Annotated in this window: 19 protein-coding genes and 1 pseudogene (1 of these 20 running past the window's edge); 4 read left to right on the top strand and 16 right to left on the bottom strand. The window is 68.8% G+C overall.

Features of this window, described 5'->3' with window-relative positions; translation table 11 throughout:
- Positions 1-48: 48 nt before the first annotated feature.
- Both V5F84_RS21245 and V5F84_RS21240 read right to left on the bottom strand, forming a co-directional pair.
- The gene (locus V5F84_RS21245; RefSeq protein WP_394042817.1) at positions 49-3,036 is read right to left on the bottom strand and encodes a hypothetical protein; all 2,988 of its coding nucleotides are present in this window, start codon (positions 3,034-3,036) and stop codon (positions 49-51) included.
- A gap of 74 nt (positions 3,037-3,110) precedes the next feature.
- Positions 3,111-4,142: a hypothetical protein gene (locus V5F84_RS21240; protein ID WP_394042816.1), complete on the bottom strand. Its 1,032-nt coding sequence runs from the start codon at positions 4,140-4,142 to the stop codon at positions 3,111-3,113.
- Positions 4,143-4,237: 95 nt separating this feature from the next.
- Here V5F84_RS21240 and V5F84_RS21235 point away from each other — a divergent pair, with 95 nt between their 5' ends.
- Both V5F84_RS21235 and V5F84_RS21230 read left to right on the top strand, forming a co-directional pair.
- A complete protein-coding gene (locus V5F84_RS21235) occupies positions 4,238-5,878 on the top strand; it encodes an ArnT family glycosyltransferase (protein ID WP_394042815.1) in 1,641 nt (546 codons plus the stop codon).
- 66 nt (positions 5,879-5,944) lie between these two features.
- Complete coding sequence (locus V5F84_RS21230) at positions 5,945-6,850, top strand: hypothetical protein (RefSeq protein ID WP_394042814.1); 906 nt, start codon at positions 5,945-5,947, stop codon at positions 6,848-6,850.
- Positions 6,851-6,854: 4 nt separating this feature from the next.
- Here V5F84_RS21230 and V5F84_RS21225 read toward each other — a convergent pair whose 3' ends face one another.
- The 7 genes from V5F84_RS21225 to V5F84_RS21195 all read right to left on the bottom strand — a co-directional run bounded on the left by V5F84_RS21225 (position 6,855) and on the right by V5F84_RS21195 (position 12,335).
- Positions 6,855-7,712, bottom strand: coding sequence for an alpha/beta hydrolase (locus tag V5F84_RS21225; RefSeq protein WP_394042812.1), 858 nt, complete (start codon positions 7,710-7,712; stop codon positions 6,855-6,857).
- Positions 7,713-7,851: 139 nt separating this feature from the next.
- Positions 7,852-8,256 (bottom strand): 50S ribosomal protein L19, encoded by a 405-nt coding sequence (gene rplS / locus V5F84_RS21220; RefSeq protein ID WP_394042811.1) that lies wholly within the window; start codon positions 8,254-8,256, stop codon positions 7,852-7,854.
- Between the two features lie 174 nt (positions 8,257-8,430).
- Positions 8,431-9,132 (bottom strand): tRNA (guanosine(37)-N1)-methyltransferase TrmD, encoded by a 702-nt coding sequence (gene trmD / locus V5F84_RS21215; protein ID WP_394042810.1) that lies wholly within the window; start codon positions 9,130-9,132, stop codon positions 8,431-8,433.
- 42 nt (positions 9,133-9,174) lie between these two features.
- Positions 9,175-9,717 carry a ribosome maturation factor RimM gene (gene rimM / locus V5F84_RS21210; protein ID WP_394042809.1) on the bottom strand — a complete coding sequence of 181 codons (543 nt, stop codon included), beginning with the start codon at positions 9,715-9,717 and terminating at the stop codon, positions 9,175-9,177.
- A gap of 116 nt (positions 9,718-9,833) precedes the next feature.
- Positions 9,834-10,217 (bottom strand): 30S ribosomal protein S16, encoded by a 384-nt coding sequence (gene rpsP / locus V5F84_RS21205; protein ID WP_394042808.1) that lies wholly within the window; start codon positions 10,215-10,217, stop codon positions 9,834-9,836.
- Between the two features lie 108 nt (positions 10,218-10,325).
- Positions 10,326-11,864: a signal recognition particle protein gene (ffh, locus tag V5F84_RS21200; protein ID WP_394042807.1), complete on the bottom strand. Its 1,539-nt coding sequence runs from the start codon at positions 11,862-11,864 to the stop codon at positions 10,326-10,328.
- A gap of 270 nt (positions 11,865-12,134) precedes the next feature.
- On the bottom strand, positions 12,135-12,335 hold the full coding sequence (locus tag V5F84_RS21195) for a hypothetical protein (protein ID WP_394042806.1): 201 nt from the start codon (positions 12,333-12,335) through the stop codon (positions 12,135-12,137).
- 172 nt (positions 12,336-12,507) lie between these two features.
- On the opposite strand from V5F84_RS21195, the pseudogene V5F84_RS21190 reads away from it, so the two are divergent.
- Positions 12,508-14,166: pseudogene (locus tag V5F84_RS21190) on the top strand (alpha-amylase family protein); the annotation flags it as partial.
- A 570-nt stretch (positions 14,167-14,736) separates the two neighbouring features.
- Here V5F84_RS21190 and V5F84_RS21185 read toward each other — a convergent pair.
- The 5 genes from V5F84_RS21185 to V5F84_RS21165 form a co-directional block, all read right to left on the bottom strand.
- Positions 14,737-15,699 carry a hypothetical protein gene (locus V5F84_RS21185; protein WP_509277137.1) on the bottom strand — a complete coding sequence of 321 codons (963 nt, stop codon included), beginning with the start codon at positions 15,697-15,699 and terminating at the stop codon, positions 14,737-14,739.
- 134 nt (positions 15,700-15,833) lie between these two features.
- A complete protein-coding gene (locus V5F84_RS21180) occupies positions 15,834-17,309 on the bottom strand; it encodes an NAD-dependent succinate-semialdehyde dehydrogenase (protein WP_394042804.1) in 1,476 nt (491 codons plus the stop codon).
- Between the two features lie 106 nt (positions 17,310-17,415).
- A complete protein-coding gene (locus tag V5F84_RS21175) occupies positions 17,416-17,625 on the bottom strand; it encodes a hypothetical protein (RefSeq protein ID WP_394042803.1) in 210 nt (69 codons plus the stop codon).
- Between the two features lie 149 nt (positions 17,626-17,774).
- Positions 17,775-19,094 (bottom strand): cobyrinic acid a,c-diamide synthase CobB, encoded by a 1,320-nt coding sequence (locus V5F84_RS21170; RefSeq protein WP_394042802.1) that lies wholly within the window; start codon positions 19,092-19,094, stop codon positions 17,775-17,777.
- A gap of 41 nt (positions 19,095-19,135) precedes the next feature.
- Entirely contained in the window at positions 19,136-19,933 is a 798-nt protein-coding gene (locus V5F84_RS21165) for an MOSC domain-containing protein (RefSeq protein ID WP_394042801.1), read from the bottom strand.
- Between the two features lie 314 nt (positions 19,934-20,247).
- Here V5F84_RS21165 and clpB point away from each other — a divergent pair, with 314 nt between their 5' ends.
- Complete coding sequence (gene clpB / locus V5F84_RS21160; RefSeq protein WP_394042800.1) at positions 20,248-22,884, top strand: ATP-dependent chaperone ClpB; 2,637 nt, start codon at positions 20,248-20,250, stop codon at positions 22,882-22,884.
- A 96-nt stretch (positions 22,885-22,980) separates the two neighbouring features.
- Here the strand turns inward: clpB and V5F84_RS21155 are convergent, their stop codons facing one another.
- Positions 22,981-23,901 carry a hypothetical protein gene (locus V5F84_RS21155; protein WP_394042799.1) on the bottom strand — a complete coding sequence of 307 codons (921 nt, stop codon included), beginning with the start codon at positions 23,899-23,901 and terminating at the stop codon, positions 22,981-22,983.
- 89 nt (positions 23,902-23,990) lie between these two features.
- Positions 23,991-25,179, bottom strand: partial view of a peptidoglycan DD-metalloendopeptidase family protein gene (locus V5F84_RS21150; protein ID WP_394042798.1) — the 3' portion only. It continues 815 nt past the right edge of the window; only the last 1,189 of its 2,004 coding nucleotides appear in the window; its start codon lies beyond the right edge, outside the window; it ends in the stop codon at positions 23,991-23,993.

Genomic DNA, 25,179 nt, shown 5'->3' with positions numbered 1-25,179 from the left:
ATCTGAAAATAAGCCGGGCCGGCCTGAAGCCAGGGCGCCGCCCTCGCGCTATTTTTCAACCTTGGCCGCGGCGAAGTCCATGATCCTTTTGCGCAGTGCAAAAAGTTCCGGGGGGTGTTGGGCATAGGCCTGCCAATCGGCGGGTATGGCGGCGAACAGTTCGTCGCGCAGCGCCCTGGCGGCGGGGTCGGCGGCGGCCTGGGCGTCCAGCCAGCGCAGCCATTGAAGATCGCCCATGCCGTCGGCGGTCTCGATCAGGCGGGCATCCACCGTCGCCACCGGCTGGCAGCGGCTCGCGCTGAGCGGGAGGATGGCATATTCGCTCTCGCGTCCGTCCGTGGGATCGCGCGGATCGGCGGTGAACGCGCGCGCATGCCATTGCAGATAGCCGCGCGCGCCGATCCGCCAGAACTGGAAACCGGCGGCGGCGCGATAATCCAGCATATTGTAGAGCCAGGGCGTGATGTCCCGGCCTTGCAGCTCCGCAAAGCCGGCGGCGCTGACGCCGTAGCCGAAATTCACGAGAACCGTGTCGAACAGGCCCAGTAGCTTGCGATTGCCGGGATTGTTGAGCTGGCCGGCCCGCTTCGCCCCGGGCGCCTCGGCTTTCAGGGCATCGTGCACCCGCTGCAAGGCGGCGATGCCCGCCGGATCGTCCGCCGGCTCGTCGGTGATCGCCCAGAGTGGCGCGGGCAGCCCGGCGGCGGCGAGCTGGGCTTCGGCGGCCGCGACATCGGCGGCCATCGCGGCGGGGCCGGCGGCCGCGTCCAGGCGCTTCACGGAGGTATAGTCGAGGAAGGGCGGCCGGAAACCGGCGTCGCGCGCGAGGCGCGTCTGCTGGAGGTAGCGCGGCAGCTGCGCCGGCGTGGGCGTCACCAGGTCCGGCGAGATGCCGGTCATGCCGAAGCCGCGCAGCGCGGCATAATCGCAGGCCATTTCCCGGTCGGCCTGGTCGTTGGTGGGGCGGAACCAGGATTCATAGGGCGGCGCGTTGAGATAATAGCCGATCGGCTCGCTGATCTGCGGCAAGGTGAGGGGCAGAACGTCAACCACCGCCGTCGCCGAAACCTGCGTGCCGGCGATGTCCAGGGTCAGCGGCACCGGCAGCGGGCCGGCGGGCGCGTCGGCCGGCACGGTGAGCGTCACGTTCAGCCGGCGCGGAATGCCGGCGGCGATGCGCAGGAAAGAGAGGTCGCCCTCCAGCACGTCGGACGTAATGGCGAGGGCATTCTCGCCGACGCCGCGCCGCATATAGGTCCATTTCCCCCAGCGCACCTGGGGCGTGACGCCTGCGGGCGCGGAGACGGAGACATTGGCCGAGAGGTCGTCCACGTTGGAGAGCGCGAGGAAATCCACCGAGACGAGGCTGCCGCGTGCCGCGCGCACGCGGGTTTCCACCGGCAGGTCGGCGCGCCAGAAGGGGTGCTGGCTGCGCGGCGTGCCCGCCGGCAGCACGCGCAGGGTGACGCCCGTGGCAAGCGCCGGGTCCACCGGCTTGTCGAGCACCGGCCAGCGTTCGCCATAGCGCTGGCGCCGCCAGGCCTCCACCGCGTCCACGGCGGCGGTGCTGGCGCTGGGCGCGATCACCATGGCGGCGATATAGCCATTGTTCGGCGGCTGGTCGGAGGCGAGCTCCACCACGATTTTGCCGTCCACCACGGGCACGGTGGCCGTCACCAGCCCGCCCCGGTCGCGCGCATAGACCGACCAGGGATCGCCATCGATCATCGCTTCCTTCCACAGGCCACGCCGATACACCCGATCGATCCATTCCTCGGGCGTATAATGCTGGTCCAGCACCACCTGTCCGTCGATCGTGATGGTGCGGTTCAGGGAATGGGGGAAATATTCCCATTCCCCCTGGTCCTCGGTCCAGAGCGACACGGTGGCGGTGGCGCTGCGGGTCCAGGGCACGGTGATGGTGCGAATGCCGTTGAGGCCGCTGGACAGCAGCGGGTCGTTCTGGGTGCGCACCAGCGCCCCGGCGCCGGGGCTGAGGCGGGGATCGTTGGGCAGCACGGTTTCAAAGCCGGGCACGGCGATGTCGGGCGTCGGCGCGAACCTGAGGCCGAGCGCGCCGTCGGGCAGGGGGTTTGCGCGCTCCACATGCACGTCGCCGAGCGCGATTCCCGGCTGGGCCGGGCTCACGAACACGATCAGCCGCTTGATCTGCGTGCGGTCGAGCCGGCGCTTGGACGGCGTCACCCAGGAGGAGACCGGCGAGCGCAGCACGAACGGGCCGGGCGCCACCGTCTGCACGGCGGAGCCGCGCGAATGCCAGTCGGTCGAGGAGATATCGTCGATCCGCAGATTGACCGTGAGCGGCTTGCCCGTGGTGTTGTCGCCCTGCACCACCACTTCCTGGCCGGCGTCGAACGCAACCGGGGTGGCGAAGTCCTGCGCCGCCGTGGTGCGCGCGCCGGCAAGCCAGCTCTGCCCGTCGGGCACGCTCGCGAGCGGCGGGGGCGGCGGCGCGATCGGCGCGGCGGGGAGGGGCGGGGCGATGGTGAGGGAGGCGAGTGTGGCGGCGGGCTCACCTTCGGGCGTGAACAGCAGCAGGCGCGTCAGCGCCGCCGGGTCCAGGCGCCGGCCGCCGGGCGTCACCAGCGCGCCGAGCGGGATCCGCCATTCGAACGCCCCGGGGGCGAGATCTTGCTCGTCGTCGAAGCGCGACAGGCCGTCCACCGATTGGCCGTCCTCGATCCACGCCACCAGTTGCAGCGTGCGGCCGGTATCGTTGCGGCCGCGGATCACCAGGTCCTCTTCCGGCGGCACCGCGCGGGGCGGGTCGAACCGCAGGTCCAGCGGCTGCGCGGTGGTGGTGGGGCTCGTCAGGAAGGGCGCACGCGGGTCGGCGGCGGCTGCGTCGACGGGGGCCGCATCGGCGAGGGCTGCGGTTTGCGCCGGTGCGACGCTCCGGGTCCCGCCGCCGATGAGATCCGCGCGGAACACCAGCAGGCCGACGGCTGCGCTGCCGACGAGGCCGAGCAGCACGCCCCATCCGAAGCCGCCCGCCCACACATGCACCCTGCCCATCGCACCGCTCCTGGCGCTCATGCGCGCGTCTGAAATTGAAGCTCGGGGTCCGCGTTCGGCGCCCGGGGGGTAGCTCAGGGGGCGAGGGTGTCGAGCCGCAATTCGTTCAGCGTCACCGGGCCCTCGCCGTCGGTGACGAACACCACCACGCGCCGGATCTTCGTGCGGTCGAGCGGGGTCTTGGCCGGCGTGATCCAGGAGGCGGCGGGCGCGCGCAGCACGAACGGGCCGGGCGGCACGCTGAGGCTGGTCTGCGCCCGGGAATTCCAATCCTTGGAGGCGGCGTCGTCCACCCGCAGGTTCACCGTCAGCGGCTTGTCCGACGGGTTGGTTCCGGAGACGACGAAGCCCTGGTTCGCGGCGACCGACAAGGCGGGCGCGAATTCCTGTTCCGCCGTGGTCTTCGCGCCGCGCAGCCAGGATTGGCCGGCGGCGGGCGCGGCCTTCAGGGCCTCGATCTGCGCGCTGTCGATATCGAGCACGCCCTTCTGCGAGAACAGGACGATGCGGACGATGGAATTGATGTCCAGGTCCGCCTTGGCCGAGGTGGTGATGCCGTCGAACGGGACCCGCACCTCGAACGGCCCGGGCGCCACCGTGTCCGTGCGATTGTAGCGGGTGTTCCAATTGGTCGATTTGGCATCGTCGATGCGCAGGTTGAAGTCCACCGGCTCGGCATTCATGTTGCGCCCGCGCACCACCAGCTCGTCATTGCGGGCGAAGGCGCGGGGCGGCGTGAAGGCCTGTTCCAGCGCCGCCGTGGTGCGTGAATTGACGATGAAGGGCGGTGTTTTCGTCACCGGGGCGGGGGCCGCCTGCGCCTGCGCCGGCGCGGCCAGGGGGGGCGGCGCGGGCGGTGTCGCCGCCTTCGGCGTGGCTGCGGCCTGGGGCGGGACCGGGGCGGGGCGATTCTCCGGCGGGCGCGCCGGGGCCGAGGCCTGCGGCATCGATGCCACCGCCTGCGGGGCGGGCGCGGCTGGCCGCTCCATGGTGATGCGCTCGACGATGTCGGGGCGGAACAGCACGATCCCGGCCGTTGTGGCGCCCACAATTCCGAAAACGGCGCCCCAGGCGAAACCGCCAAACCAGGTTTGGATCGCGCTCATGGCTTTGCTCCGCACGGGCATGGACGGCGCCCCTGCCGGACTTTAGAAAGCCCTCGCGGCCTTTAGGCAAGGGGCTTCGTGACGCGGGGGTGTTCGTGGCGCACAAGGGCGGGGACGACCGGATCAGGGCGCTTGTGGGATCCGGCCTGCAAGCGCTGCTGTTCGCCATTTTCGCGGCCTTCCTCCTGGTGCTGCTGGCGCTTCAGCAGCGCGCCTCCGGCGCCTTTTTCGCCGAGTTTTCCGCGACCGAGGCGCAGGAGGCGGGGCATTATGTCACCGGCCTCATGTTCGCCGATTATGCCCGGGCGCACTTTCCGCCCCTGTTTCCCTTCATCGAGACCTTCTTCCTGCAGTATCCGCGCGTCGCGCTGGGGCTGAACCCGCCGCTTTATTATCTGCTGGAAGGCGCCTGGTTCCTGGCGGTTTCCCCTTCCACGCCCGCCGCCCTGGTGCTGCCCTGCCTCATGGCCGCAATCCTGGTGGTGAGCGCCGGCTTCGTCACCGCGCGCCGGCTCGGCCCGTTGCCCGGGGTTGCCGTGTGCGCGGTGCTTCTGGCCCTGACCCCGCTGCGCGCGGCGATCCTCGTCGTTTCGCTGGATATGCCGGCGGCGCTGCTCGCCTTTCTCGCGGCGCTGGCCTTCTGGCGCTATCTGGAGACCGGCGGCTGGGGCGCCGCGGCCGGATTCGGCCTGCTGGCGAGCGCGGCCATGCTCACGGATTTCGGGATGGTCGCATTGGTGCTGCTGCCGCCGCTCGGCGTTCTGGTCGCGCGGCGCCTCCCCCTGATGCGCCGCGCCGGCTTCTATCTGCCCTATGCCTTCATGCTGGTGCTGGCCGGTCCCTGGATCGTCGGCACCTATCCCCTGGTGGCGGGACATTTCGCGGGCGGATGGGGGCTCGGCTTCGCCGCCCTGTCCGCGTCCTTCTACGGCACGGCGCTGACGGCGGGATTGACCTCGCTGATCCTCGCCCTGGCCGGATTCGGCGCGCTCTCCGCGCTGCTCGCCAGTTGGCGGGATCGCGCCGCGGGCTCCGGCCTGTTCGCAACCCTCGCCGCGCTTGCGGGGGCGGTGCTGATCGGCTGCCTCGTGGTGCCGCTGGCGCCGGATGCCCGCCATCTGCTGCCGGCGGTGGTGCCGCTGGTGATGCTCGCGGCCTATGGCGGCATGCGCCTGATCGGCCTCCTGACCACGGGATGGCCGACCCTGTCCGGGCTGATGGTATCCATGGTGATGCTGCTGGCGGCATTGCCGGCGCTTCTGACGCCGCTCCTGAAGCCGCCCGTCGGCATGATCCCCGCCGCGCGTGCGATCCTGGAGCAAGGCGCCGCCGGACCCCTGGTCCTGGTTGCGTCGGATGAGAAGGGCGAGGGCGCGCTGATCGCCGCGATCGCCCAGCAGGACGTCGCCCGCACCGCCGTCGTGGTGCCCGCCCGACGCCTTCTGCCGGCAGGACCGGTGCCCGGCATGGACGCCCAGGGGACCGCCCGTGTCCTCAGCGACAGCGCGGCGGCCTTCGTGGTGCTCGATGCGACTTCCGCCGCCGCGGCGGTGCCGCAGAACGGGCAGGTGCGCGCGGCGCTCGAGGGGGCGCCGGAGGATTTCAACCTGCTCGGCACCTATCCGCGCGCCGACGGCACGGGCGAGGTGCGCCTCTACGCCATGCCGCAGAATGCGGCGCGGCGGGCGGACCCGGCGCGCCTGCGCCAGCTTCTGCTGCCCAGGGCGGGCGGCTGAGCCAGTGACCTTCGCTTACATACGGCGCCTTGACGCCGGCCGGCGACGCCGCGACAACGCCGTTCCATGCGCGCATTAACGGATTATTCGCTGCGGGACTGGATGCGGGGCGCCCCGTTGGCGCACGCCGCGCGGCGCGGGCGCAACATTCTCGTGGATCGCATCTATCGCCGGTGCCGCGCGCCCGGCCAGGAGGCGGTGCAACGCGCGCTGGCCGCCCATCGCGGCGGCACTCTGGCCTTCACCGTGGCCTTCAACCTGCCGGAGGCCGTGGCGCTGCTGTCGCAGGCCATGGCGCGGTTCCTGCCGGGCACGCCGCTTGTGGTGTGCGACAATTCCAATCAGGCCGAGGCCCGCGCGCGTATTGCAGCAGTGTGCGCCGCGCGCGGCCACATCTATTGCCCGTTGCCGCCCGCGCCGCTCGGGCGTTTCACCACCAACGGATCGCGCAGCCACGCGGTGGCGCTGAACTGGATCTATCACAACCTCATCCGGCCGACCGAACCCAAGGTGTTCGCGCTGCTGGATCATGACCTCGTGCCGCTGGCGAGGGACGATCTTTCCGCCCGCGTCGCCGGCCAGCCGGCCTATGGCATGGTCCGCCACGGGGCGCGCTTCGGCGGCTGGTTCCTGTGGCCCGGCTACAGCGTGTTCGACTATGCCGCGACCGCCGCGCTGGCCCTGGATTTCGGCACCGATACGCCCCTGACCCTGGATACCGGCGGGCAGAACTGGCATCGGCTCTACCGGCACATGCGCCTTGAGGACATTCGCTGCGCGCAGACGCGCCAAGTCTATCTGGGCGATGGCGCGGGGGCGCGCGAGCCGTATCTTCTTGCCGACGCCTGGCTGCATGTGGGGGGCGCCGGGCATCGCGGGGGCGGCGCGGCAGCGCTGGAGCGGGTGCGTGCGGCCTTCGAGGCGGATCCGGAGGGCCTCCTCGCGCGCCTGCTGGCCGACGCGGCGGCATGAACGGCTATTTCAGCTGCGCGTCGATCCAGTCCGCGATCGCCCCCACCGCTTTATCCTCGATGCCGAAATAGCCGTGCGGGGACAGCGAGCCGCATGGCTTGCTCTTCAGCATCCCACCGGAGAGGTTTAGCAGCCGCACGGACGGCGACCGGACAAGCTGCGTCACGATCTTCGGCGCATCCTGCGGCGGCGCGACGAAGCAGGCATCGTCGGTGTTCGCGACCACCAGCACCGGCACATGGACCGCTTCGGGATGGGCGTCGAACACGGTTTCCCCGCTTCCGCCAAGACGCGAGACCGATTCCGTGAGGACCAGGGCGGCGATCTCTCCCCCCGGCAGCGTGGCGGCGCCGTTCATGGCGGCGATCGAGCCCTGGCTCGTGCCCATGAGAATGACCGGGCGGTCGGCCTGTTCCTTCGCGACGGCGACCAGCGCGCGCACCGTTGCGGCATAAGCGGGCGTGCTGCGCCGGCCGCGCAGGGTGCGGTTGCCGGCCGCGTCGGGAATGAGCACCGCATATCCGCGCGCGAGCCAGAGCGCGCGGGTCCGCACGAGGAAATTGTCCGGGTGCCCGAAGGTCCCGTCGCAGCGGATATCGATCTTCCCGCTGCCTCCGGGCAGCATCACGAGGGTCGCGCGGGGCGCCGGGGGCGAGAACAGGACGAGGCGCTGCGCTTCGCCATTCACCGATAGATCGCGCACGATCCAGCCGGCCGCGCCGTCCTGCAGCGCGGGAAGGCTCGCCGCGCATCGGCCCGGCGGCTGGGCGGCCAGCGGCGCTGCGCTGGCGACCCAGGCGAGGGCGACCGAGGCGAGGGCGCCCAGGATCAGCGCGAGCGGGAAGGGCGCCACGGGTTTCATGCCGCCGATGCTAGCCCAGAAGCGCGCGGCGCGGCATCGCTGCGTGGGGGCGGGGAAAGGACCAGGGGCAATAAAAAACGCCGCCGGGCGCACCCGACGGCGTTCAAGAGCGTGCCGAACCCGAAAGCCCGGCGAAGCCTCACTTCGTCGAAGCGGACTTGACCTTCTTGCCGCTCTCGTCGCGGCGATCGGTGCGCTCGGCGATACGGGCGGACTTGCCGCGACGGTCGCGCAGATAATAGAGCTTGGCGCGGCGCACCTTGCCCCGGCGCACCAGCTTGATGGAATCGATCAGCGGCGAATAGATCGGGAACACGCGTTCCACGCCTTCGCCGTAGGAAATCTTGCGCACGGTGAAGCTCTCGTTGAGACCGCCGCCGTTGCGGGCGATCACGACGCCTTCATAGGCCTGCACGCGGGTGCGCTCGCCTTCCACGACCTTCACATTGACGATCACGGTATCGCCGGGCTGGAAGTCCGGGGTGGGCCGCTTTTCGGCGAGGCGGGCGGCCTGTTCTGCTTCAAGGGTCTGAATGATGTTCATGTGTCACCAACTTTCATGCGGTCGCCATACGCCGCCAGCCCGAGGACTGGGGTGCCCCGGCGCCACATCGTGTCGTTTTAAATTAGGGGGACGGCGGGGCTATACCGCAGAACGCTTCGCCTGTCATGCCCTTTGTTCATGCGTCCGTCACACGGGCGGCGGTGCGCCGGCCGGTCACATCCCGTCCTGATCGTCCGGGCCGAGCAGGTCGGGCCGGCGCGCGCGCGTGGCCTTCACCGCTTCCGACCGGCGCCAGGCGCGGATGCGGGCGTGATCGCCGCTGGTGAGCACGTTGGGGATCGGCGCGCCCTCGAACAGCTGGGGGCGGGTGTATTGGGGATATTCCAGCAGGCCGGCGGAAAAACTCTCGTCGGTCCCGCTCTCGATCTTGCCCATGACGCCCGGAATGAGCCGCACGCAGGCATCGAGCAGAAGCAGCGCCGCGCTCTCCCCGCCGGACAGCACCACGTCGCCGACGCATATTTCTTCCAGGTCGCGCGCGGCGATCACGCGCTCGTCCACGCCCTCGAACCGGCCGCAGAGGATCACCGCGCCCGGCCCTGCCGCGAGGTCGCGCACGCGGGCCTGGGTCAGAGGGCGGCCGCGCGGGGTCATGAGCAGGCGCGGGCGGGGGTCGCCCTCGGGCGCGACCGCATCGATGGCGGCGGCGAGCACGTCGGCGCGCATCACCATGCCGGGGCCGCCGCCGGCAGGCGTGTCGTCCACTGAGCGGTGCTTGTCGCGGGCATGGTCGCGGATCTGCACCGCTTCCAGCGCCCACAGGCCGGCCGCCAGCGCCTTGCCGGCGAGCGCGTGGCCGAGGGGACCGGGAAACATCTCCGGATAGAGCGTGAGGACGGAGGCGCGAAACATCATGGCGCTGTGATGGGGGAGGCGGGCGGCGGCGTCAAATGGCGCCTATTCCTCGCCTTCCTCCACATCGTTCTCGGCGCCCTCCGGCGCGTCTTCGTCCTCGGCTTCCTCCACCACCACGACGCGCCGCGTCGCGAGATCGACCACCGGCACGGCGGCCTTGGTGAAGGGCACGAGGCGGGTCTTGCCGCCGCCCTCGGGCAGATATTCGAGAATGTCGCCGGCGCCGAAATCATGCAGCGCGGTCACCGCGCCAAGGCGCGTGCCGGCCGCATCTTCCACCGAAAGGCCGATGAGGTCCGCATGATAGAAGGCGTCCTCTTCCGGCGGCGGCAGGTCGGCGCGGGCAACGAACAAATCCGTATTGGTCAGGGCCTCGGCGGCGGTGCGGTCGGCGACGCCGTCGATGCGGGCGACGAAATGCTCTTTCGCCTCGCGCAGGGACAGGATGCGGATCCGCTTGCCGGCGGCCGTGGAGAGTTTGTAGCGCCGCAGGGCGAGGGGATCTTCGCCGAATGCGAACAGGCGCACCTCGCCCCTCACGCCATGGGGAGCGCCGATGCGGGCGATCAGGATTTGGTCTGTCATGACGTGCTTCTGCCAGGTCGCCGGGCGGTCCGGGCGAAGGAAGGCGGGGGCGCTGCCATGGAGGAAGCGCCCTGCCGGGTCGTGCGGCCGCCGGGCGCGAGGCCCGGCGGGGACCATCACTCGGCCGAGGCTTCGGCGCCGGCGGCAGCCGCCGCAGCGGCGGCTTCGGCGGCCTTGGCGCGCTCGGCGGCGCGCTCCTGGGCCTTCTTGCCGGGCTCGCCCTTCTTGGGGTTGGAGCGGGCGTCGCGGGTCAGCAGGCCCTGGGCGTCGAGGAAGCGGGCCACGCGGTCGGTGGGCTGGGCGCCCTTTTCGAGCCAGGCCTTGGCCTTCTCCACGTCGAGCACGACACGTTCGGCCGAATCCTTGGCGAGAAGCGGATTGAAGGTGCCGATCTTCTCGATGAAGCGGCCGTCACGCGGCGAACGGGCGTCGGCGATCACGATGCGATAATAGGGCCGCTTCTTGGCGCCGCCACGGGCGAGCCGGATCTTCAGGGACATTTTGGTTTTCCTTTCAAACGTCTGTCTTTGGGTTCGTGTGTCTCTTCCAGCGCCGCATGCCGGGTGCCGATGGGCGGGGCGGGCGGCGCTGAGAATGGGGTGAACAGGCTATTTCTTCTTCGGGCCCCCGAGACCCGGCAGGCCGGGGCCCTTGGGAAGTCCGGGGAATTTGGCCGGAAGGCCGCCACCGCCGAAGCCGGGGAAGTTCGGCGGCAGCCCGCCGCCCCCCGCGCCCGGCATGCCGCCGGGCATCTTCTCGGCCATCTGCTGGAGCATCTCGGGGGAGGGAGCGCCGCCGCCGATGCCGAACATGCTGGCGAGCCCCGCCATGGGGCCGCGCTTGCCGGCCGCGCCGCCCATGGCCTTCATCATGTCGGCCATCTGGCGATGCATCTTCAGCAGGCGGTTGATCTCTTCCACCTTGGTGCCGGAGCCGGCCGCCACGCGGCGCTTGCGCGAGGCGTCGAGCACCTTCGGGTTGCGCCGCTCCTGGCGGGTCATGGAATTGATGATGGCGGTCTGGCGCTTGAACACCTTGTCGTCGAGATTGGCCGAGGCGATCTGGTTCTTCACCTTGGCGATGCCGGGCAGCATGCCAAGCACGCCCGTCATGCCGCCCATCTTCTGCATCTGGGCCAGCTGGTCGCGCAGGTCTTCGAGGTCGAATGCGCCCTTGCGCATCTTCTCGGCGACTGCTTTCGCCTTCTCGATGTCGATGTTCTCGGCGGCTTTCTCCACCAGGGCGACCACGTCGCCCATGCCGAGGATGCGGCCGGCCACGCGGCGGGGATCGAAATCCTCCAGCGCGTCCATCTTTTCGCCGGTGCCGAGCAGCTTGATGGGCTTGCCGGTGACCGAGCGCATGGAGAGCGCGGCGCCGCCGCGTCCGTCGCCGTCGGCGCGGGTCAGCACGATGCCCGTGATGCCGACGCGGCCGTCGAAGGCTTTCGCGGTGTTGACCGCGTCCTGGCCGGTGAGGCTGTCGGCCACCAGCAGGATCTCGTGGGGATGGGTGGCGGCCTTGACCTCGGCCACCTCCGCCATCAGCGCCTCGTCGAGCGTGACGCGACCGGCGGTGTCGAGCATGACGACATCGTAATTGCCGAACTTCGCCGCCTCGATCGCGCGCTTGGCGATCTGCACCGCGCTCTGGCCGGGCACGATCGGCAAGGTGGCGACGCCGACCTGGGTGCCGAGGGTCGCCAATTGCTCCATGGCGGCGGGGCGGCGGGTGTCGAGGGACGCCATCAGCACGCGCCGCTTGCCGCGCTCGGTCAGGCGCTTGGCGATCTTGGCGGTGGTGGTGGTCTTGCCCGAGCCCTGGAGGCCGACCATCAGCATGGGAACGGGAGCTGCGGCATGCAGATCGATGGGTTCGGCGTCCGAGCCCAGCACCGCCACCAGCTCGTCATGGACGATCTTGACCACCATCTGGCCGGGCGTCACCGACTTGATGACTTCCGCGCCGACGGCCCGGGCGCGCACCTTGTCGATGAATTCGCGCACCACGTCGAGCGCCACGTCGGCTTCGAGCAAAGCGCGCCGAACCTCGCGCATGGCTTCGGAGACGTCGGCCTCGGTGAGGGAGCCACGCCGCTTGAGCTTGTCGAGTATGCCGCCGAGGCGGTCGGAAAGGCTGTCGAACATGGGTCCGTCCGGGTATCTCCGGCTCATCGCCGAAGGGCTTTTCCCAAGAACAGGCGCAACGCAGAACACGCCCGAGGGCGCACAGCGCTGTCGGGCGGGGACCTCCGGGCTCTCGGCCCGGTCGGCTGGATCGGCGTTGCCGTCCGTGAGAAGGGCGCGTTCTTAGCACCGACCGCGCGCAAGGGCAATGGCGGGGGCGAAACAAGAGCGTTGCAGATACCGGTATTAAAGCCTCAAAGCTAATTTACCGCTTACTAGGGCTTTTGTACCTTACACCCCATTCGCTTCGGGGCTTTTTTGCAAAAGCCGCCCTTCGAAAACAGAACCCTCATCCACTTCCATACCTGGGCCGATGGGATCGGCGCGCAGCAAAGCAATCATTTCCTTTGTTGCCCACTGCCCATGCACGGCGATGATTTCGTCAGTTGCTATGTCATATCGTCCGTACTCAAATACTCGTATCTTAGTCATGCGCGTTCTTAAATCCTTATATGCGTTAGATTAGTATAGCATGAAATCCGATTGGGGGGCAGTGGTGCCGTGCATGTTGGCGAGAAGCCGCATCACTCTCGCATTTCCTGGGAACCTTCACCGCCGCCGCGCGGTTGCTCGCGTGGCGCATCGGGCGCCGGAGCGCGCGCCCATGATCAACGACCTCTGGTACAAGAACGCGGTTCTTTATTCCCTCAATGTCGGCACCTTCATGGATTCCAACGGCGACGGGGTCGGCGATTTTCCCGGCCTGATGCGGCGCCTGGACTATCTGCATGGCCTCGGCGTGACGGCGGTGTGGCTGGCGCCGTTCCAGAAATCACCGTGCCGGGACGACGGTTACGACATCTGCGACTATTACAGCGTCGACCCGCGCTACGGCACGCTCGGCGATTTCGTGGAATTCACCCACGCCGCCAAGCAGCGCGGCATGCGGGTGCTGATCGACCTCGTGGTGAACCACACGTCCGACGAGCATCCCTGGTTCAAGGAGGCCTGCGCCGATCCTACGTCGATCTATCGCGACTGGTATGTGTGGTCGAAGACCAAGCCCAAGTCGGCGAACGAGGGCATGGTGTTTCCCGGCGTGCAGAAGAGCACCTGGACCCGCAACAAGACCGCCGGCAGCTATTATTTCCACCGCTTTTACGATTTCCAGCCCGACCTCAACACGCAAAATCCCCTGGTGGTGGCGGAGATCCTGAAGATCATGGGCTTCTGGATCGAGCTCGGGGTCAGCGGCTTCCGCATGGATGCGGTGCCGTTCGTGATCGCCGAAAAGGGCGCGGACGTGACCACGCCGAAGGAGCGCTTCGACCTGCTGCGCACCTTCCGCGAGTTCCTGCAATGGCGGCAGGGCGACTGCATCGTCCTCGCCGAGGCCAATGTCCTGCCCGAAGTGAATTTCGACTATTTCGGCCGCGACGGCGACCGCATGCACATGATGTTCAATTTCCAGGTCAACCAGGCGTCCTTCTATGCCCTTGCCGCCTCGGACGCCGGCCCGCTCAAGACCGCCATGCAGGCGACGAAAGGGCGCCCGGCAACCGCCCAATGGGGCCAGTTCCTGCGCAACCACGATGAGCTGGACCTCGGGCGGCTGGGGAAGGACGAGCAGGCGAAGGTGTTCGCCGCGTTCGGGCCGGAGAAGGACATGCAGCTCTACGACCGCGGCATCCGCCGCCGGCTGGCGCCCATGCTGGAGGGCGACCGGGCGCGGCTGGAACTCGCCTATTGCCTGATGTTTTCCCTGCCCGGCACGCCGGTGCTGCGCTATGGCGACGAGATCGCCATGGGCGACGACCTGTCCCTGCCCGAGCGCAATTGCGCGCGCACGCCCATGCAATGGTCCACGGAGCCGAACGGAGGCTTCACCAAGAGCGCGCAGCCGGTGTTGCCGGTGATCAGCCAAGGCCCCTATGGCTACAGCCATGTGAATGTCGCCGCCCAGCGGCGCGACCCCAATTCCTTCCTCAATTGGATGGAGCGCATGATCCGCATGCGCACGGAGATGCCGGAAATCGGCTGGGGCGATTTCACGGTGCTTGAGAGCGGCAATCCGGCGGTGCTGGCGATCCGCTATGATTGGCGCAACAATTCCGTGGTCGTCATCCTCAATCTTTGCCAATCGCCGCTGGAGATCGAGCTCGACGTGGGCAAAGTCGAGGACGGCGCCTCGCTGGTGGACGTGCTCGCCAACAGCCATAGCGAGGCGGGCAGCGACGGGACGCACTGCATCTATCTCGAAGGCTATGGCTATCGCTGGTATCGCGTCGGCGGGCTCGACTATCTCCTGAAGCGCAGCGACATCGGCATTCCCGAGGGTGGGTGGGCGCGGAGCTCCGCGCAGGTCAACGGCCAGGTTCGGCGCGGCGCGACCAAGCGAGCGACCAAGCGAGCGGGGAAGAGCGCGGGGAAGAGCGCCGGCGAGAGCGCACCCGGCCGGGGCACCACCCTGCCGGGTGCGCCGAAAGCGCGCGCAGCCGCAGCCGAGCCGCGCCGCCGGTCCAAAGCGCCCCGGAACGAGGCAAAGGCCGCCGCCGCGAAACCCTCCGGCGCCCGGCACCCGCCGGCGCCGCCGGCGGGCCAGAAGAAGCCTGCCAAATCCGCATCCGCCGCGGCCGCTTCGGAAGATACCGTTTCCAAGGGCGTTGCGTCCAAGAGCGCAGCGTCCAAAAGCCCTTCCGCTAAGACCACTTCGCCCAAAACAACTTCCTCCAAGAACCCTTCGCCGGAACGCCGTTCCACAAAGAAAGGTGGCCGGCCGGCGCGCGAAGGCAAGCCGCCGGCGCCGCGCGGGCGGCGATAGCAGCGGGCGGTCGCACGCGGGCGCGAAGGACGCGCATGCGCACGCTTCGCGCCCTTGCGAGACGCGACCGGCTCAATCGGCCCGGAAGGGCCCGAACACCATGTCCGGCGCGCTGGTATTGTGGCGCGAGGGCGCGAGCCGTCCCGCCCAGAGGTCGAGCACCGGGCCGCCCTTGAAATCGAGGATGTCGCCCTCCCCCCAGCCCTTCATTCCCGGCGCGCGCCAGGCGACCCGCGCCACGTCGGCGTTGAAGGCGGTGACATACATGGAGCGCAGGGCGGCGAACGGCTTGCCCGCCACGGCGGCGTCAAGGGTCACGTCCAGCACCATCTCGTCGCGGTCGAGGCTCGACACGGCGAGCCGCGCCGCACCGCCGCCCGCGAAGGACAGCACGAACGTGCGCGTCGTCGGTTCGAAGGCGATCTCCTTCAGCTTCACGAGCGGGCGGCCTTCGGTTTCGACCGGCCCGAGCAGGAACGAGGAGCCATAGGCCGTGCCCGCCAGATGGGCGGGAGCGAGCGGGCGGGCGCGCCAATAGCCGTCGGGCGGATAGACCACCAGCACCTCTTCCGCGCGCTCGTCCTTGCGGACCCAGAGCTGCACCATGTGGAGGCCCTCCGTCACCCTGTCCCCCACCCGCACCGGCACCGCCGCGGGGCGCCAGAAGGCAGGAAACGTATAGCCGGTCAGCCACATGTCCGGAGTCTCGAAGAAGGTGACGCGCTTCGGCGTGGCGGGAAAGGAGGGATCGCCGCTCATGTCGCAGGCGGTCCAATTGGGCTCGGTCCGGTCGGCCACCAAGGCGCCGAGATAGGCGGGGTGCACGGCGCGGATGCGGAACCGGCGCACCTCGGGCGAGGAAAACGTCAGCGCCACATTGTCCTTTTCCGCGCACAGCACCGGCTCGCTCTCGTTGCGCACTTCGACCGCGAGCGGTGCGCCCGTGGCGGGGCGCGGCAAACCCATGGACAGGCAGAGCAGAAGCAGGATGGGAAGGGAGCGCAGGGGCAGCATTGCGGTTTCCGGCAGGAGCATGGCCGGATCACCAAAGCACGGGCCCGCCTGCCCGCGCCATCGTCATGCGCGACCTGCCGGCAGGCCGCCGGCGGACGCGGCAAAGAAAAGGGGCGCCGAAGCGCCCCGTCTCATTCCGCATTGTGCCTGCTGGCTCACAGGCCGGCGAGGCACATGTACTTGATGTTCAGATATTCGTCGCAGCCGTACTTGGAGCCCTCGCGGCCGACGCCGCTCTCCTTATAGCCGCCGAACGGGGCGACTTCGGAGGTGATAACGCCGGCATTGACGCCCACCTGGCCATATTCCAGCGCCTCGGCCACCCGGAAGGCGCGGCCGAGATCCTTGGTGAAGAAATAGCAGGCGAGGCCGTATTCGGTGGCATTGGCGAGGCGCACGGCCTCTTCCTCGGTCTCGAACTTGAACACGGGCGCCATGGGCCCGAAAATCTCCTCGCGGGCGAACGCCATGTCGGCGGTGGCATTCGCGATCACGGTGGGCTCGAAGAAGGTGCCGCCGAGCGGGCTGCGCTTGCCGCCGGTGACGACCGTGCCGCCCTTGTCGACCGCATCCTTCAGCAGGCGCTCGACCTTGGCGACGGCCTTTTCCTCGATCAGCGGGCCGGCCACCACACCGTCGTCGAAGCCGTTGCCGATCTTCAGCGTCTTGGAGGCGGCGACGAACTTCTCGATGAAGGCGTCATAGATGCCGGCCTGGACATAGAAGCGGTTGGCGCACACGCAGGTCTGCCCGGCGTTGCGATACTTGGAGGCGATGGCGCCTTCAATGGCCGCGTCGAGGTCGGCGTCGTCGAACACCAGGAAAGGCGCGTTGCCGCCCAGTTCCAGCGAGATCCTCTTCATGGTGTCGGCGGACTGCTTCATCAGCAGCTTGCCCACTGGGGTGGAGCCGGTGAAGGTGACCTTGCGCACGGTCGGGTTGGAGGTCATCTCGCCGCCGATCGCCTTGGCATCGCCGGTCACGATATTGATGACACCGGCCGGAATGCCGGCCTTCTCCGCCAGCACGCCCCAGGCGAGGCCCGAATAGGGGGTCAGCTCGGAGGGCTTGCACACCACGGTGCAGCCGGCGGCCAGCGCCGCGCCGATCTTGCGCGAGAGCATGGAGGAGGGGAAGTTCCACGGGGTGATCGCCGCGACCACGCCCACCGGCTCCTTGGTGACGAGGATGCGGCGGCCGGGCCAGGGGGAGGGGATCACGTCGCCATAAAGGCGGCGGGCTTCTTCCGCGAACCAGCGCACATAGGCGGCGGAAGCGCCGACCTCGCCGCGCGCCTCGGCCAGCGGCTTGCCCTGCTCGCTGGTGAGGATGGAGGCCAGCTCCTCCTGGTTGGCGAGGATCAGGTCGGCCAGCTTGTGCAGCAGGATCGCGCGCTCGGCAGCGGTCTTGGCGCGCCAGGCGGGCAGGGCCGCGGCCGCGGCCTCGATGGCGCGGCGGGTCTCGGCGGCGCCGGCATGCGGGACGGTGCCGAGCAGGTCGCCGGTGGCCGGGTTCTCGACGGTGAGGGTGCTGCCACCGTCGGCATCGATCCACTGGCCGCCGACAAGGTTCTGTTCCCGCATCAAGGGGAAGGCGGGCGTATTGCCGGGTATGGGGGCGAGAGCGGGCATGGAGTGCTCCTGAGGATACGGGTCGTGAAACAAGCATAAATGTCCGAGCAGACGCACCGCGTGCGGGGCGGCCTCGGGCAAGGCGAAGACAGGGGCGATGCGCCGGTCAGCGCACGCAGGTAATGGAATGAAGGGGGACGATCTGTTCCTTCTGGTTCTCGCCGCCGGCAATCTGGCAGCGCAGATAATCACGGCCGACGCTCAGCGGGGCATAGCCGGTGATGGTCGTGCCGCCGACGACCTGGATGATGATTGCCTGGCCTGCCTTGGCACCGACAATTTCCAGGATGGCCTGGCGGAAATCGTCGTCCTTCATCTGGCACCGCATGTGGCACTCCCCTGTGGGTCTGCGTTTCCTCGCTCGGCCGTTCCGGCTCTCACGGTGGTAACTATAACGCCGAAGCTGCGCGGTTAGACATGCGGTGCGCGCAAATCTTCACAAAGAGGTCTGTGCGGTGCGTGCGCCTATCCCGACGGCGCGATCGCATGGAAGAAGGCGCCGGTGACCCTTCCGCGCCGGCTGCCGGAGGGGCCGAGCGGCTGGCCCTGGGAATCGCTCAGTTCGGCCAGGGGCGCGTCGGCGCCGCGGGTGAGGATGGTGGCATAATGGAATTCGTGCCCGCGCAGCCGCGTGCCTTCCGGGCCGAGCGGGGAAGGGGCGATCAGGCGCGCCTCGCGATAGCCCAGATTCATCTTGCGCTTGGCGAAGCTGGTCTCCAGGTCGAGCAGGCCGAGCATCTCATGCGCGGTGCCCGATGCATCGGTGAGGGCCGCGCCGAGGGCCATGTAGCCACCGCATTCCCCGTGCACCGGCTTCGACTGGGCGAACGCCCGCATTCCCGCCTTGAAGCGCGCCGCCGCCGCCAGCGGGCCGGCGTGCAGTTCGGGATAGCCGCCGGGCAGCCAGCAGACGTCGCAACCCGGGTCCGGCGCCTCGTCGGCGAGGGGGGAGAAGGGGTGAATCTCTGCGCCCCTCTGCCGCCAGGATTGCAGCAGGTGCGCATAGACGAAGCTGAAGGCGGCATCCTGCGCGAGCGCGATCCGCTGGCCGGGCGGCGGCAGGTTCGGCGCGCCGTCATGCGCGGGCAGGGCGGCGAGCGGGGCTGCAAGGGCCAGGATGGCATCAAGATCGCAATGCGCATCCGCCATGTCGGCAAGCGCGGCATAGCGGGCGGCGAGATCCGCATGTTCCCCCGCCTGGACGAGCCCGAGATGACGCTCGGGCAGAACCAGCGTGTCGGTGCGGGGAATGGCGCCGAGCACGGGAATGCCGAGCGGCGCCATGGATTGGGTCACGAGGCGGGTGTGCCGTTCGCTGCCGACCCGGTTGAGGATCAGCCCGCCGATCCGCACGCGCGGGTCATGGGTGGCAAATCCCCGCGCCACGGCGGCGGCGGTCTGCGACTGGCCGCAGACGTCGAGCACCAGCAGCACCGGGATGTTCAGGAGCGCCGCCACATCCGCGCCCGCGCCGGAGCGGCCTTCCATACCGGGAACGCCGTCGAACAGGCCCATGGCCCCTTCCACCACCAGCAGCTCGCCGCCCGCCGCCGCATCGGCCGCGAGCGTCTCCAGCAGCGCCGGCGGCATGGCCCAGCTGTCGAGATTGAGGCCGGGCCGCCCCGTGGCGGCGGCATGGAAGGCCGGGTCGATATAGTCCGGCCCCGATTTCGCGGCGCGCACCTGCACCCCGCGCCGCGCGAAGGCGGCGAGCAGGCCGAGCGTCACCGTGGTCTTGCCCGAGCCGGAGCGCGGCGCGGCGATCAGCAGGCCGCGCGCGTTCATGCCGGGCGCCCTCACGCCAGGCGCGCTCACGCCAGGCGCGCTCATGCGAGATCGAGGCGCGGTTGCACCAGGCGGATGGCGTCGCCGGGCGCGATGCGCCCGCCCGCCACGACCTTGGCATAGATGCCGCAGTCGGTGTGGCCATAACCCTTGGCGAGGCCCTTGACGATGTTGAGGTCGCGTTCCGCCGTGGTGGGATTGACGCTGGTGGCGGCGCAACGCTCCGTGCGCTTGAGCACTTCCAGGCGCACCTGATCGCCGATGGCGAGCGTCTGGCCGGCAAGCTCCAGCTCGGCGCCGGCCGGCAGGCCGTCGAGATGCAGGTTCATGCGGAAGCGGATCGGGTCGATCTGCGCACCCATCTTCGCCTCCAGGTCGCGCACGCTGGCGAGATTGAGCAGCGAGACGAAGCCGGAGCGCAGGGAATCCATGAAGCGATGTCCCTGCGGCGCGGTGAGCAGCTTCAGCGGACCGCGCGCCTCGCTCTCCATGAACAAGGTGAGAAAGTCCTCGACGGCCGCGCGCCCCGCCTCGGTCGAAAGATCGCCCCGCGCCAGTTCAACGCCGTCCTTCGAGAGCGAGAACACCTTGCTCGCGGCATCGTAGCGCGTGCGCAGCGCGGCGATGCGGGCATTGCGCATCAGCACGACGAAGGCGGTCTTCTCCTTGTACGCGGGCGCGGCGGGATCGAAGCCGCTCGGCCCGTTCTCCACCGCATAGAGCCGGTCGCCGGGGAAGAAATCGCCGGCAGCCAAGTCGACGGAATCCATCGGTTCGGGAGAAAAGCCCTTCACAGGATAGCGGTTGATGGCGGTGAGGGTCGCGGCGGGCGCGCTCATGAAAGGGGTTCCTCGACTGGCGCAATGCGTATGGCTCGCATTGCGGTGCGGGCCGGTCAAGGGCCGCTCCGCGCACAAGGCCGCGCGCCGATGCGCAGGCGCCTGATCCGCATCAAGGCGGCGGAGCGGGCGCGATGGAAAATTCCCGCCACGGGAGGGGCCTCACCCCCTTCCGCTGTGCATCGGGCATCCCCACATCCCCCAACGGCGGCGCGCCAAGCGCGACCGCTGCGGCGGCCGGGGATACCGGAGCCGCATCCGATCGTTCCCCGTCGTGCTTCTTCAAGGCGGCGGGGGCGCCGAGGAGGAACGACATGAATTTTGAAATCTATACCGAGCGCGCGCGCGGTTTCGTCCAGTCGGCCCAGTCGCTCGCGGTGCGCGAGGGCAACCAGCAGTTCGCGCCCGAGCACCTGCTGAAGGTGCTGCTCGACGATCCCGAGGGCCTGTGCTCCGGCCTCATCCAGCGCGCCGGCGGCAACCCGACCCAGGTGCGCGACGAGGTGGAGCTTGCCCTGCGCAAACTCCCCAAGGTGCAGGGCGGCTCCGGCCAGGTCTATCTCAGCCAGCCGCTGGCGCGCGTGTTCGAGGCGGCCGAGCAGGCGGCCAAGAAGGCGGGCGACGGCTATGTCACCGTCGAGCGGCTTCTGCTTGCCCTCTCCATCGAGAAGGAGACCGAGGCCGGCAAGATCCTCGCCAAGGCGGGCGTGACGCCGCAGAACCTCAACACCGCCATCGAAGCGCTGCGCAAGGGCCGGACCGCCGATACGGCGACCGCCGAGAACGCCTATGACGCGCTGAAGAAATATGCCCGCGACCTGACCCAGGCGGCGCGCGACGGCAAGCTCGACCCGGTGATCGGCCGCGACGAAGAGATCCGCCGCACCATCCAGGTGCTGGCGCGCCGCACCAAGAACAATCCCGTGCTCATCGGCGAGCCGGGCGTGGGCAAGACCGCGATCGTGGAGGGTCTCGCCCGCCGCATCGTCGATGGCGACGTGCCGGAAAGCCTGAAGAACAAGAGCCTGCTCGCGCTCGACATGGGCTCGCTGATCGCCGGCGCGAAATATCGCGGCGAGTTCGAGGAGCGCTTGAAGAGCGTGCTGAACGAGGTGCAATCGGCGGAGGGCGGGATCATCCTGTTCATCGACGAGATGCACACGCTCGTCGGCGCCGGCAAGACCGACGGAGCGATGGACGCCTCCAACCTGCTCAAGCCCGCCTTGGCGCGCGGCGAGCTGCATTGCGTCGGCGCGACCACGCTCGACGAATACCGCAAGCATGTGGAGAAGGACGCGGCGCTGGCCCGTCGTTTCCAGCCCGTCTTCGTTTCCGAGCCCACGGTGGAGGATACCGTCTCCATCCTGCGCGGCCTGAAGGAGAAGTACGAGCTGCACCACGGCGTGCGGATCACCGACAGCGCTCTGGTCGCCGCCGCGACGCTCTCGAACCGCTACATCACCGACCGGTTCCTGCCGGACAAGGCCATCGACCTCGTGGACGAGGCGTCCTCGCGCCTGCGCATGCAGGTGGACAGCAAGCCCGAGGCCCTGGACAATCTCGACCGCGAGATCGTGCGCCTGAAGATCGAGCAGGAGGCCCTGAAGAAGGAGACCGACCAGGCGTCCAAGGACCGCCTGAAGCGGCTCGAAAAGGAATTGGCGGATCTCGAGGAGCGCGCCTCCGTCCTCACCTCCAAGTGGAAGGCGGAGAAGGAGAAGCTCGGCACGGCGACGACGCTCAAGGCCAAGCTCGACCAGGCGCGCGCCGATCTCGCCATCGCGCAGCGGCAGGGCGAATACCAGAAGGCGGGCGAACTGACCTATTCGGTCATCCCGGAGCTGGAGAAGAACCTGGCGGCCGTGGAAGCGGCCGGCGACAAGGGCGGCACCATGGAAGAGGCGGTGACGCCCGACCATATCGCCGGCGTCGTCTCCCGCTGGACCGGCGTGCCGGTGGACAAGATGCTGGAAGGCGAGCGCGAGAAGCTGCTCAAGATGGAGCTTGAGCTGGCCAAGCGCGTCATCGGCCAGGACGAGGCGGTCACCGCCGTGTCTACCGCCGTGCGCCGCTCGCGCGCCGGCCTGCAGGACCCGAACCGGCCCATCGGCTCGTTCCTGTTCCTCGGCCCCACCGGCGTCGGCAAGACCGAGCTGACCAAGGCGCTCGCGAACTATCTGTTCGACGACGACACCGCCATGGTGCGCATCGACATGTCGGAATACATGGAGAAGCACTCCGTGAGCCGGCTGATCGGCGCCCCTCCGGGCTATGTGGGCTATGAGGAGGGCGGCGCGCTGACCGAGGCGGTGCGGCGCCGGCCGTATCAGGTGGTGCTGTTCGACGAGGTGGAGAAAGCCCATCCGGACGTCTTCAACGTGCTGTTGCAGGTGCTCGACGACGGGCGCCTCACGGACGGGCAGGGCCGCACGGTGGACTTCCGCAACACGCTGTTGGTAATGACCTCCAACCTCGGTGCGGAGTATCTCGCCGATCCCCGCCAGCCGGTGGGCTTCGGCATCCCCGGCCATGAGGGCGAGAAGGTGGTCTCCGACGACGAGGCCTATGAGATGGTGATGGGGGCCGTGCGGCGTCATTTCCGCCCGGAATTCATCAACCGCATCGACGAGATCGTCATGTTCCACCGCCTGAAGCGGGACCAGATGGCGGGCATCGTCGATATCCAGATGGGTCGGCTCGCCAAGCTGCTGGAGGATCGCAAGATCGTCCTCGACCTCACCCCCGAGGCGCGGGCCTTCCTCGCCGACAAGGGCTACGACCCGGCCTATGGCGCACGTCCGCTGAAGCGGATCATCCAGAAGCTGGTGCAGGACCCGATGGCGGAGAAGCTCCTCGCCGGCGACATCCTGGACGGCACCCGCGTGCGGGTGGGGCTCGACGGTGGACGCCTGACCTTCGCCAGCGAAGGCCCGGTCGAACAGGCCGCCTGACGCGCCGGCCGCCCGCCGCCGGTGCCGGTTTGTGAAACGCGGTTCCGGCGCGACATGGAGGGCTCTCCCATCGGGAGGGCCCTTTTTTGTCGCCGGTTAGTTGCCGCGCATCTTCTGCAACAGGGCATCGGCCTTCTTGAGCACGGCGGCGAACTGCGGCTGGGTCACGATCTCCCGCGTATAGCATGCGCGCACGGCGGTGGCCCCCTCGTCCCTCAAGGCGTTGGCCTTGTCCCACCGTGGATCGTCCGTCCCTTTTCCACCTTTCTGGACCGCGGCGAACAAAGCGTTCGCCCGGGATTCGAAGTCTTTCCACACCTTGGTGCAGACGGGGATGAGCTTGGACGCCTCCGGAACGGGGGTCGTGCCGACGCTCACCCGGCCGCCGGAACGACGGCCGATCACGATCACATCCGGCGGCACATTGCCGATATCGCCCTGGGCGAACAATCCGAGTGTGGCATGGAGCGTTTCGCCGTCCTGCGCGGGGAGGGGCAGAGCCACATATCCCTCGAAGGCGGCATCGCTTCCGGTGGCCTGGGTATAGAAGGGGTCCCACTTGAGCGCGCTGTCCAGCCCCTCGCCCGCGCGCAGGCCCAGGTTCTCCGCCTCATGCCCCACCCAATTGGCGAGGACCGGTTCCGGCGAGACGAAGATGCGCGTCTCATACGTCTTGTCGTGGAACAGCAGCCCGTCCGGCCGCCCGCTTTCCAGATCGCCGTCGTACAAGGCGCCGGGCGAGAAGCTCGGGGTCTTTTCCAGGCCGGGGAAGGACAGCGGCCCGAGCAGGGCCTTCATCTGCGCCCCGAGATCGGCGCGGGCGCGTTCGTCCTGCTTGAAGACGGCGTCATTGTCCGCCCCCGCCTTTTCCGCCGCGACGATGGCGGCGACATGGGCATCGCGGGAGGCGATATAGGCATCCTCGGCGGTTCCGGCAAAAGCCGCTGCGGGAAGCGCGGCGGCCAGCAGCAGAGCCCAGGCGATCCGCCGGTTGGCGCGGGGCGCGGACAGTTTCATGGAAAACTCGTGGTTCGCGCGGCGGGGAGCCGTCTATCCGAAGACGCCGGCCGCGCACCCGCAGGCCGCGCCCGGCGTCGAAGGCGGGCTTATTTGGTGCGGTTGATGCTTGCGGCCGAGGCCACCTTCGGCGGCACCGGGGCGTGGCTGAGCAGAAGCTCGATGCGCTCGCGCTCTTTCCTGAACTCCGCGAGGAAGCGCCCGTCGAGGGCGCGCCCGCGCGGCAGCTTCACGCGCATCGGGTCCACGAACGAGCCGTTGATCTTCACCTCATAATGCAGGTGCGGCCCGGTGGAGAGGCCGGAGGAGCCGAGATAGCCGATGACCTGGCCTTGGCGCACCTGGACCCCCTCGCGAATGCCCTTCGCGAAGCCGGATTGGTGGGAATAGGTGGTCACATAGCCGTTGGCATGCTGGATCTCCGTATGCCGCCCGTAACCGGATTTCCAATTGGCATAGATGATCGTGCCGTTGCCGGCGGCATAGATGGGCGTGCCGACCGCATCCGCCCAATCGACGCCGGTGTGCAGCTTGGAATAGCCGAGGATGGGATGGCGGCGATATCCGAACGGCGAGCGCATGATGCCGCCCGCCATGGGCTTGCGCACCAGGAACTTCTTCGCGCTCTTGCCGTCCTCGTCGTAATAATCGACCAGCCCGTCGTCGGAGGTCTGGAACCGGTAGTAGCGGCGGGTTTCGCCATTGGTGCTGAGCGCGGCGAACAGCACTTCCTCGTCGCCGCCGTCCTCGGTGTACAGCACCTCGAAATTGTCGCCCGGCTTCACCCGGCGCTGGAAATCCACATCGAAGGAATAGACGCGCACCAGATCGGCGATGATATTGCGCGGCACTTCGTTGCGCAGCGCGGTTTCATAGAGGCTGTCATAGAGGCGGATGCCGGGACCGTCGTCATCGTCGTCCACGTCTTCGGAAATGCCGCCCACATCGGTTTCGGTCGGCTCCGCCACCTGGACGAACTTGTCATTGTCCGCCTTCGCGACCGTGCCCTCGTGCCCGGCGTCGCTGAACAAAGAGATGCGCAGCGGGTGGGTCTTCTTGTCGGCGCCGTCCTGCGTCAGCAGGCGCACGCGAAGGCCGTCCTTCACCGTGCCGTCGCGCCCCCGGCCGAACGCCGCAGCAGCCTGGCGCGCCTCGTCCTGGCTGACGCCGTTGTCGGTGAGGATCGAGACGATGGTATCGCCCTTCTTCACGAGCACCGTCTGGTCCGACCAGGCATTGCCGCCCGAGGTCTCGTCCGAGGTCTTGCCGAGGAAGCTG

Source organism: Roseixanthobacter liquoris, from assembly GCF_043195135.2.
GTDB lineage: Bacteria > Pseudomonadota > Alphaproteobacteria > Rhizobiales > Xanthobacteraceae > NCEH01.
This window is presented reverse-complemented; position numbering and strand designations above follow the sequence as displayed.

What these genes read in the sequence shown, in the direction of transcription:
- ffh (WP_394042807.1), bottom strand. Translation starts at nt 11,864, where the DNA reads ATGTTCGACAGCCTTTCCGACCGCCTCGGCGGCATACTCGACAAGCTC.
- V5F84_RS21245 (WP_394042817.1), bottom strand. Translation starts at nt 3,036, where the DNA reads ATGGGCAGGGTGCATGTGTGGGCGGGCGGCTTCGGATGGGGCGTGCTG.
- V5F84_RS21195 (WP_394042806.1), bottom strand. Translation starts at nt 12,335, where the DNA reads ATGACTAAGATACGAGTATTTGAGTACGGACGATATGACATAGCAACT.
- V5F84_RS21230 (WP_394042814.1), top strand. Translation starts at nt 5,945, where the DNA reads ATGCGCGCATTAACGGATTATTCGCTGCGGGACTGGATGCGGGGCGCC.
- V5F84_RS21225 (WP_394042812.1), bottom strand. Translation starts at nt 7,712, where the DNA reads ATGAAACCCGTGGCGCCCTTCCCGCTCGCGCTGATCCTGGGCGCCCTC.
- rimM (WP_394042809.1), bottom strand. Translation starts at nt 9,717, where the DNA reads ATGACAGACCAAATCCTGATCGCCCGCATCGGCGCTCCCCATGGCGTG.
- trmD (WP_394042810.1), bottom strand. Translation starts at nt 9,132, where the DNA reads ATGATGTTTCGCGCCTCCGTCCTCACGCTCTATCCGGAGATGTTTCCC.
- clpB (WP_394042800.1), top strand. Translation starts at nt 20,248, where the DNA reads ATGAATTTTGAAATCTATACCGAGCGCGCGCGCGGTTTCGTCCAGTCG.
- V5F84_RS21175 (WP_394042803.1), bottom strand. Translation starts at nt 17,625, where the DNA reads ATGAAGGACGACGATTTCCGCCAGGCCATCCTGGAAATTGTCGGTGCC.
- V5F84_RS21180 (WP_394042804.1), bottom strand. Translation starts at nt 17,309, where the DNA reads ATGCCCGCTCTCGCCCCCATACCCGGCAATACGCCCGCCTTCCCCTTG.
- V5F84_RS21165 (WP_394042801.1), bottom strand. Translation starts at nt 19,933, where the DNA reads ATGAGCGCGCCCGCCGCGACCCTCACCGCCATCAACCGCTATCCTGTG.
- rplS (WP_394042811.1), bottom strand. Translation starts at nt 8,256, where the DNA reads ATGAACATCATTCAGACCCTTGAAGCAGAACAGGCCGCCCGCCTCGCC.
- V5F84_RS21155 (WP_394042799.1), bottom strand. Translation starts at nt 23,901, where the DNA reads ATGAAACTGTCCGCGCCCCGCGCCAACCGGCGGATCGCCTGGGCTCTG.
- V5F84_RS21185 (WP_509277137.1), bottom strand. Translation starts at nt 15,699, where the DNA reads ATGCTCCTGCCGGAAACCGCAATGCTGCCCCTGCGCTCCCTTCCCATC.
- rpsP (WP_394042808.1), bottom strand. Translation starts at nt 10,217, where the DNA reads ATGTCCCTGAAGATCCGGCTCGCCCGTGGCGGCGCCAAGAAGCGGCCC.
- V5F84_RS21170 (WP_394042802.1), bottom strand. Translation starts at nt 19,094, where the DNA reads ATGAACGCGCGCGGCCTGCTGATCGCCGCGCCGCGCTCCGGCTCGGGC.
- V5F84_RS21240 (WP_394042816.1), bottom strand. Translation starts at nt 4,142, where the DNA reads ATGAGCGCGATCCAAACCTGGTTTGGCGGTTTCGCCTGGGGCGCCGTT.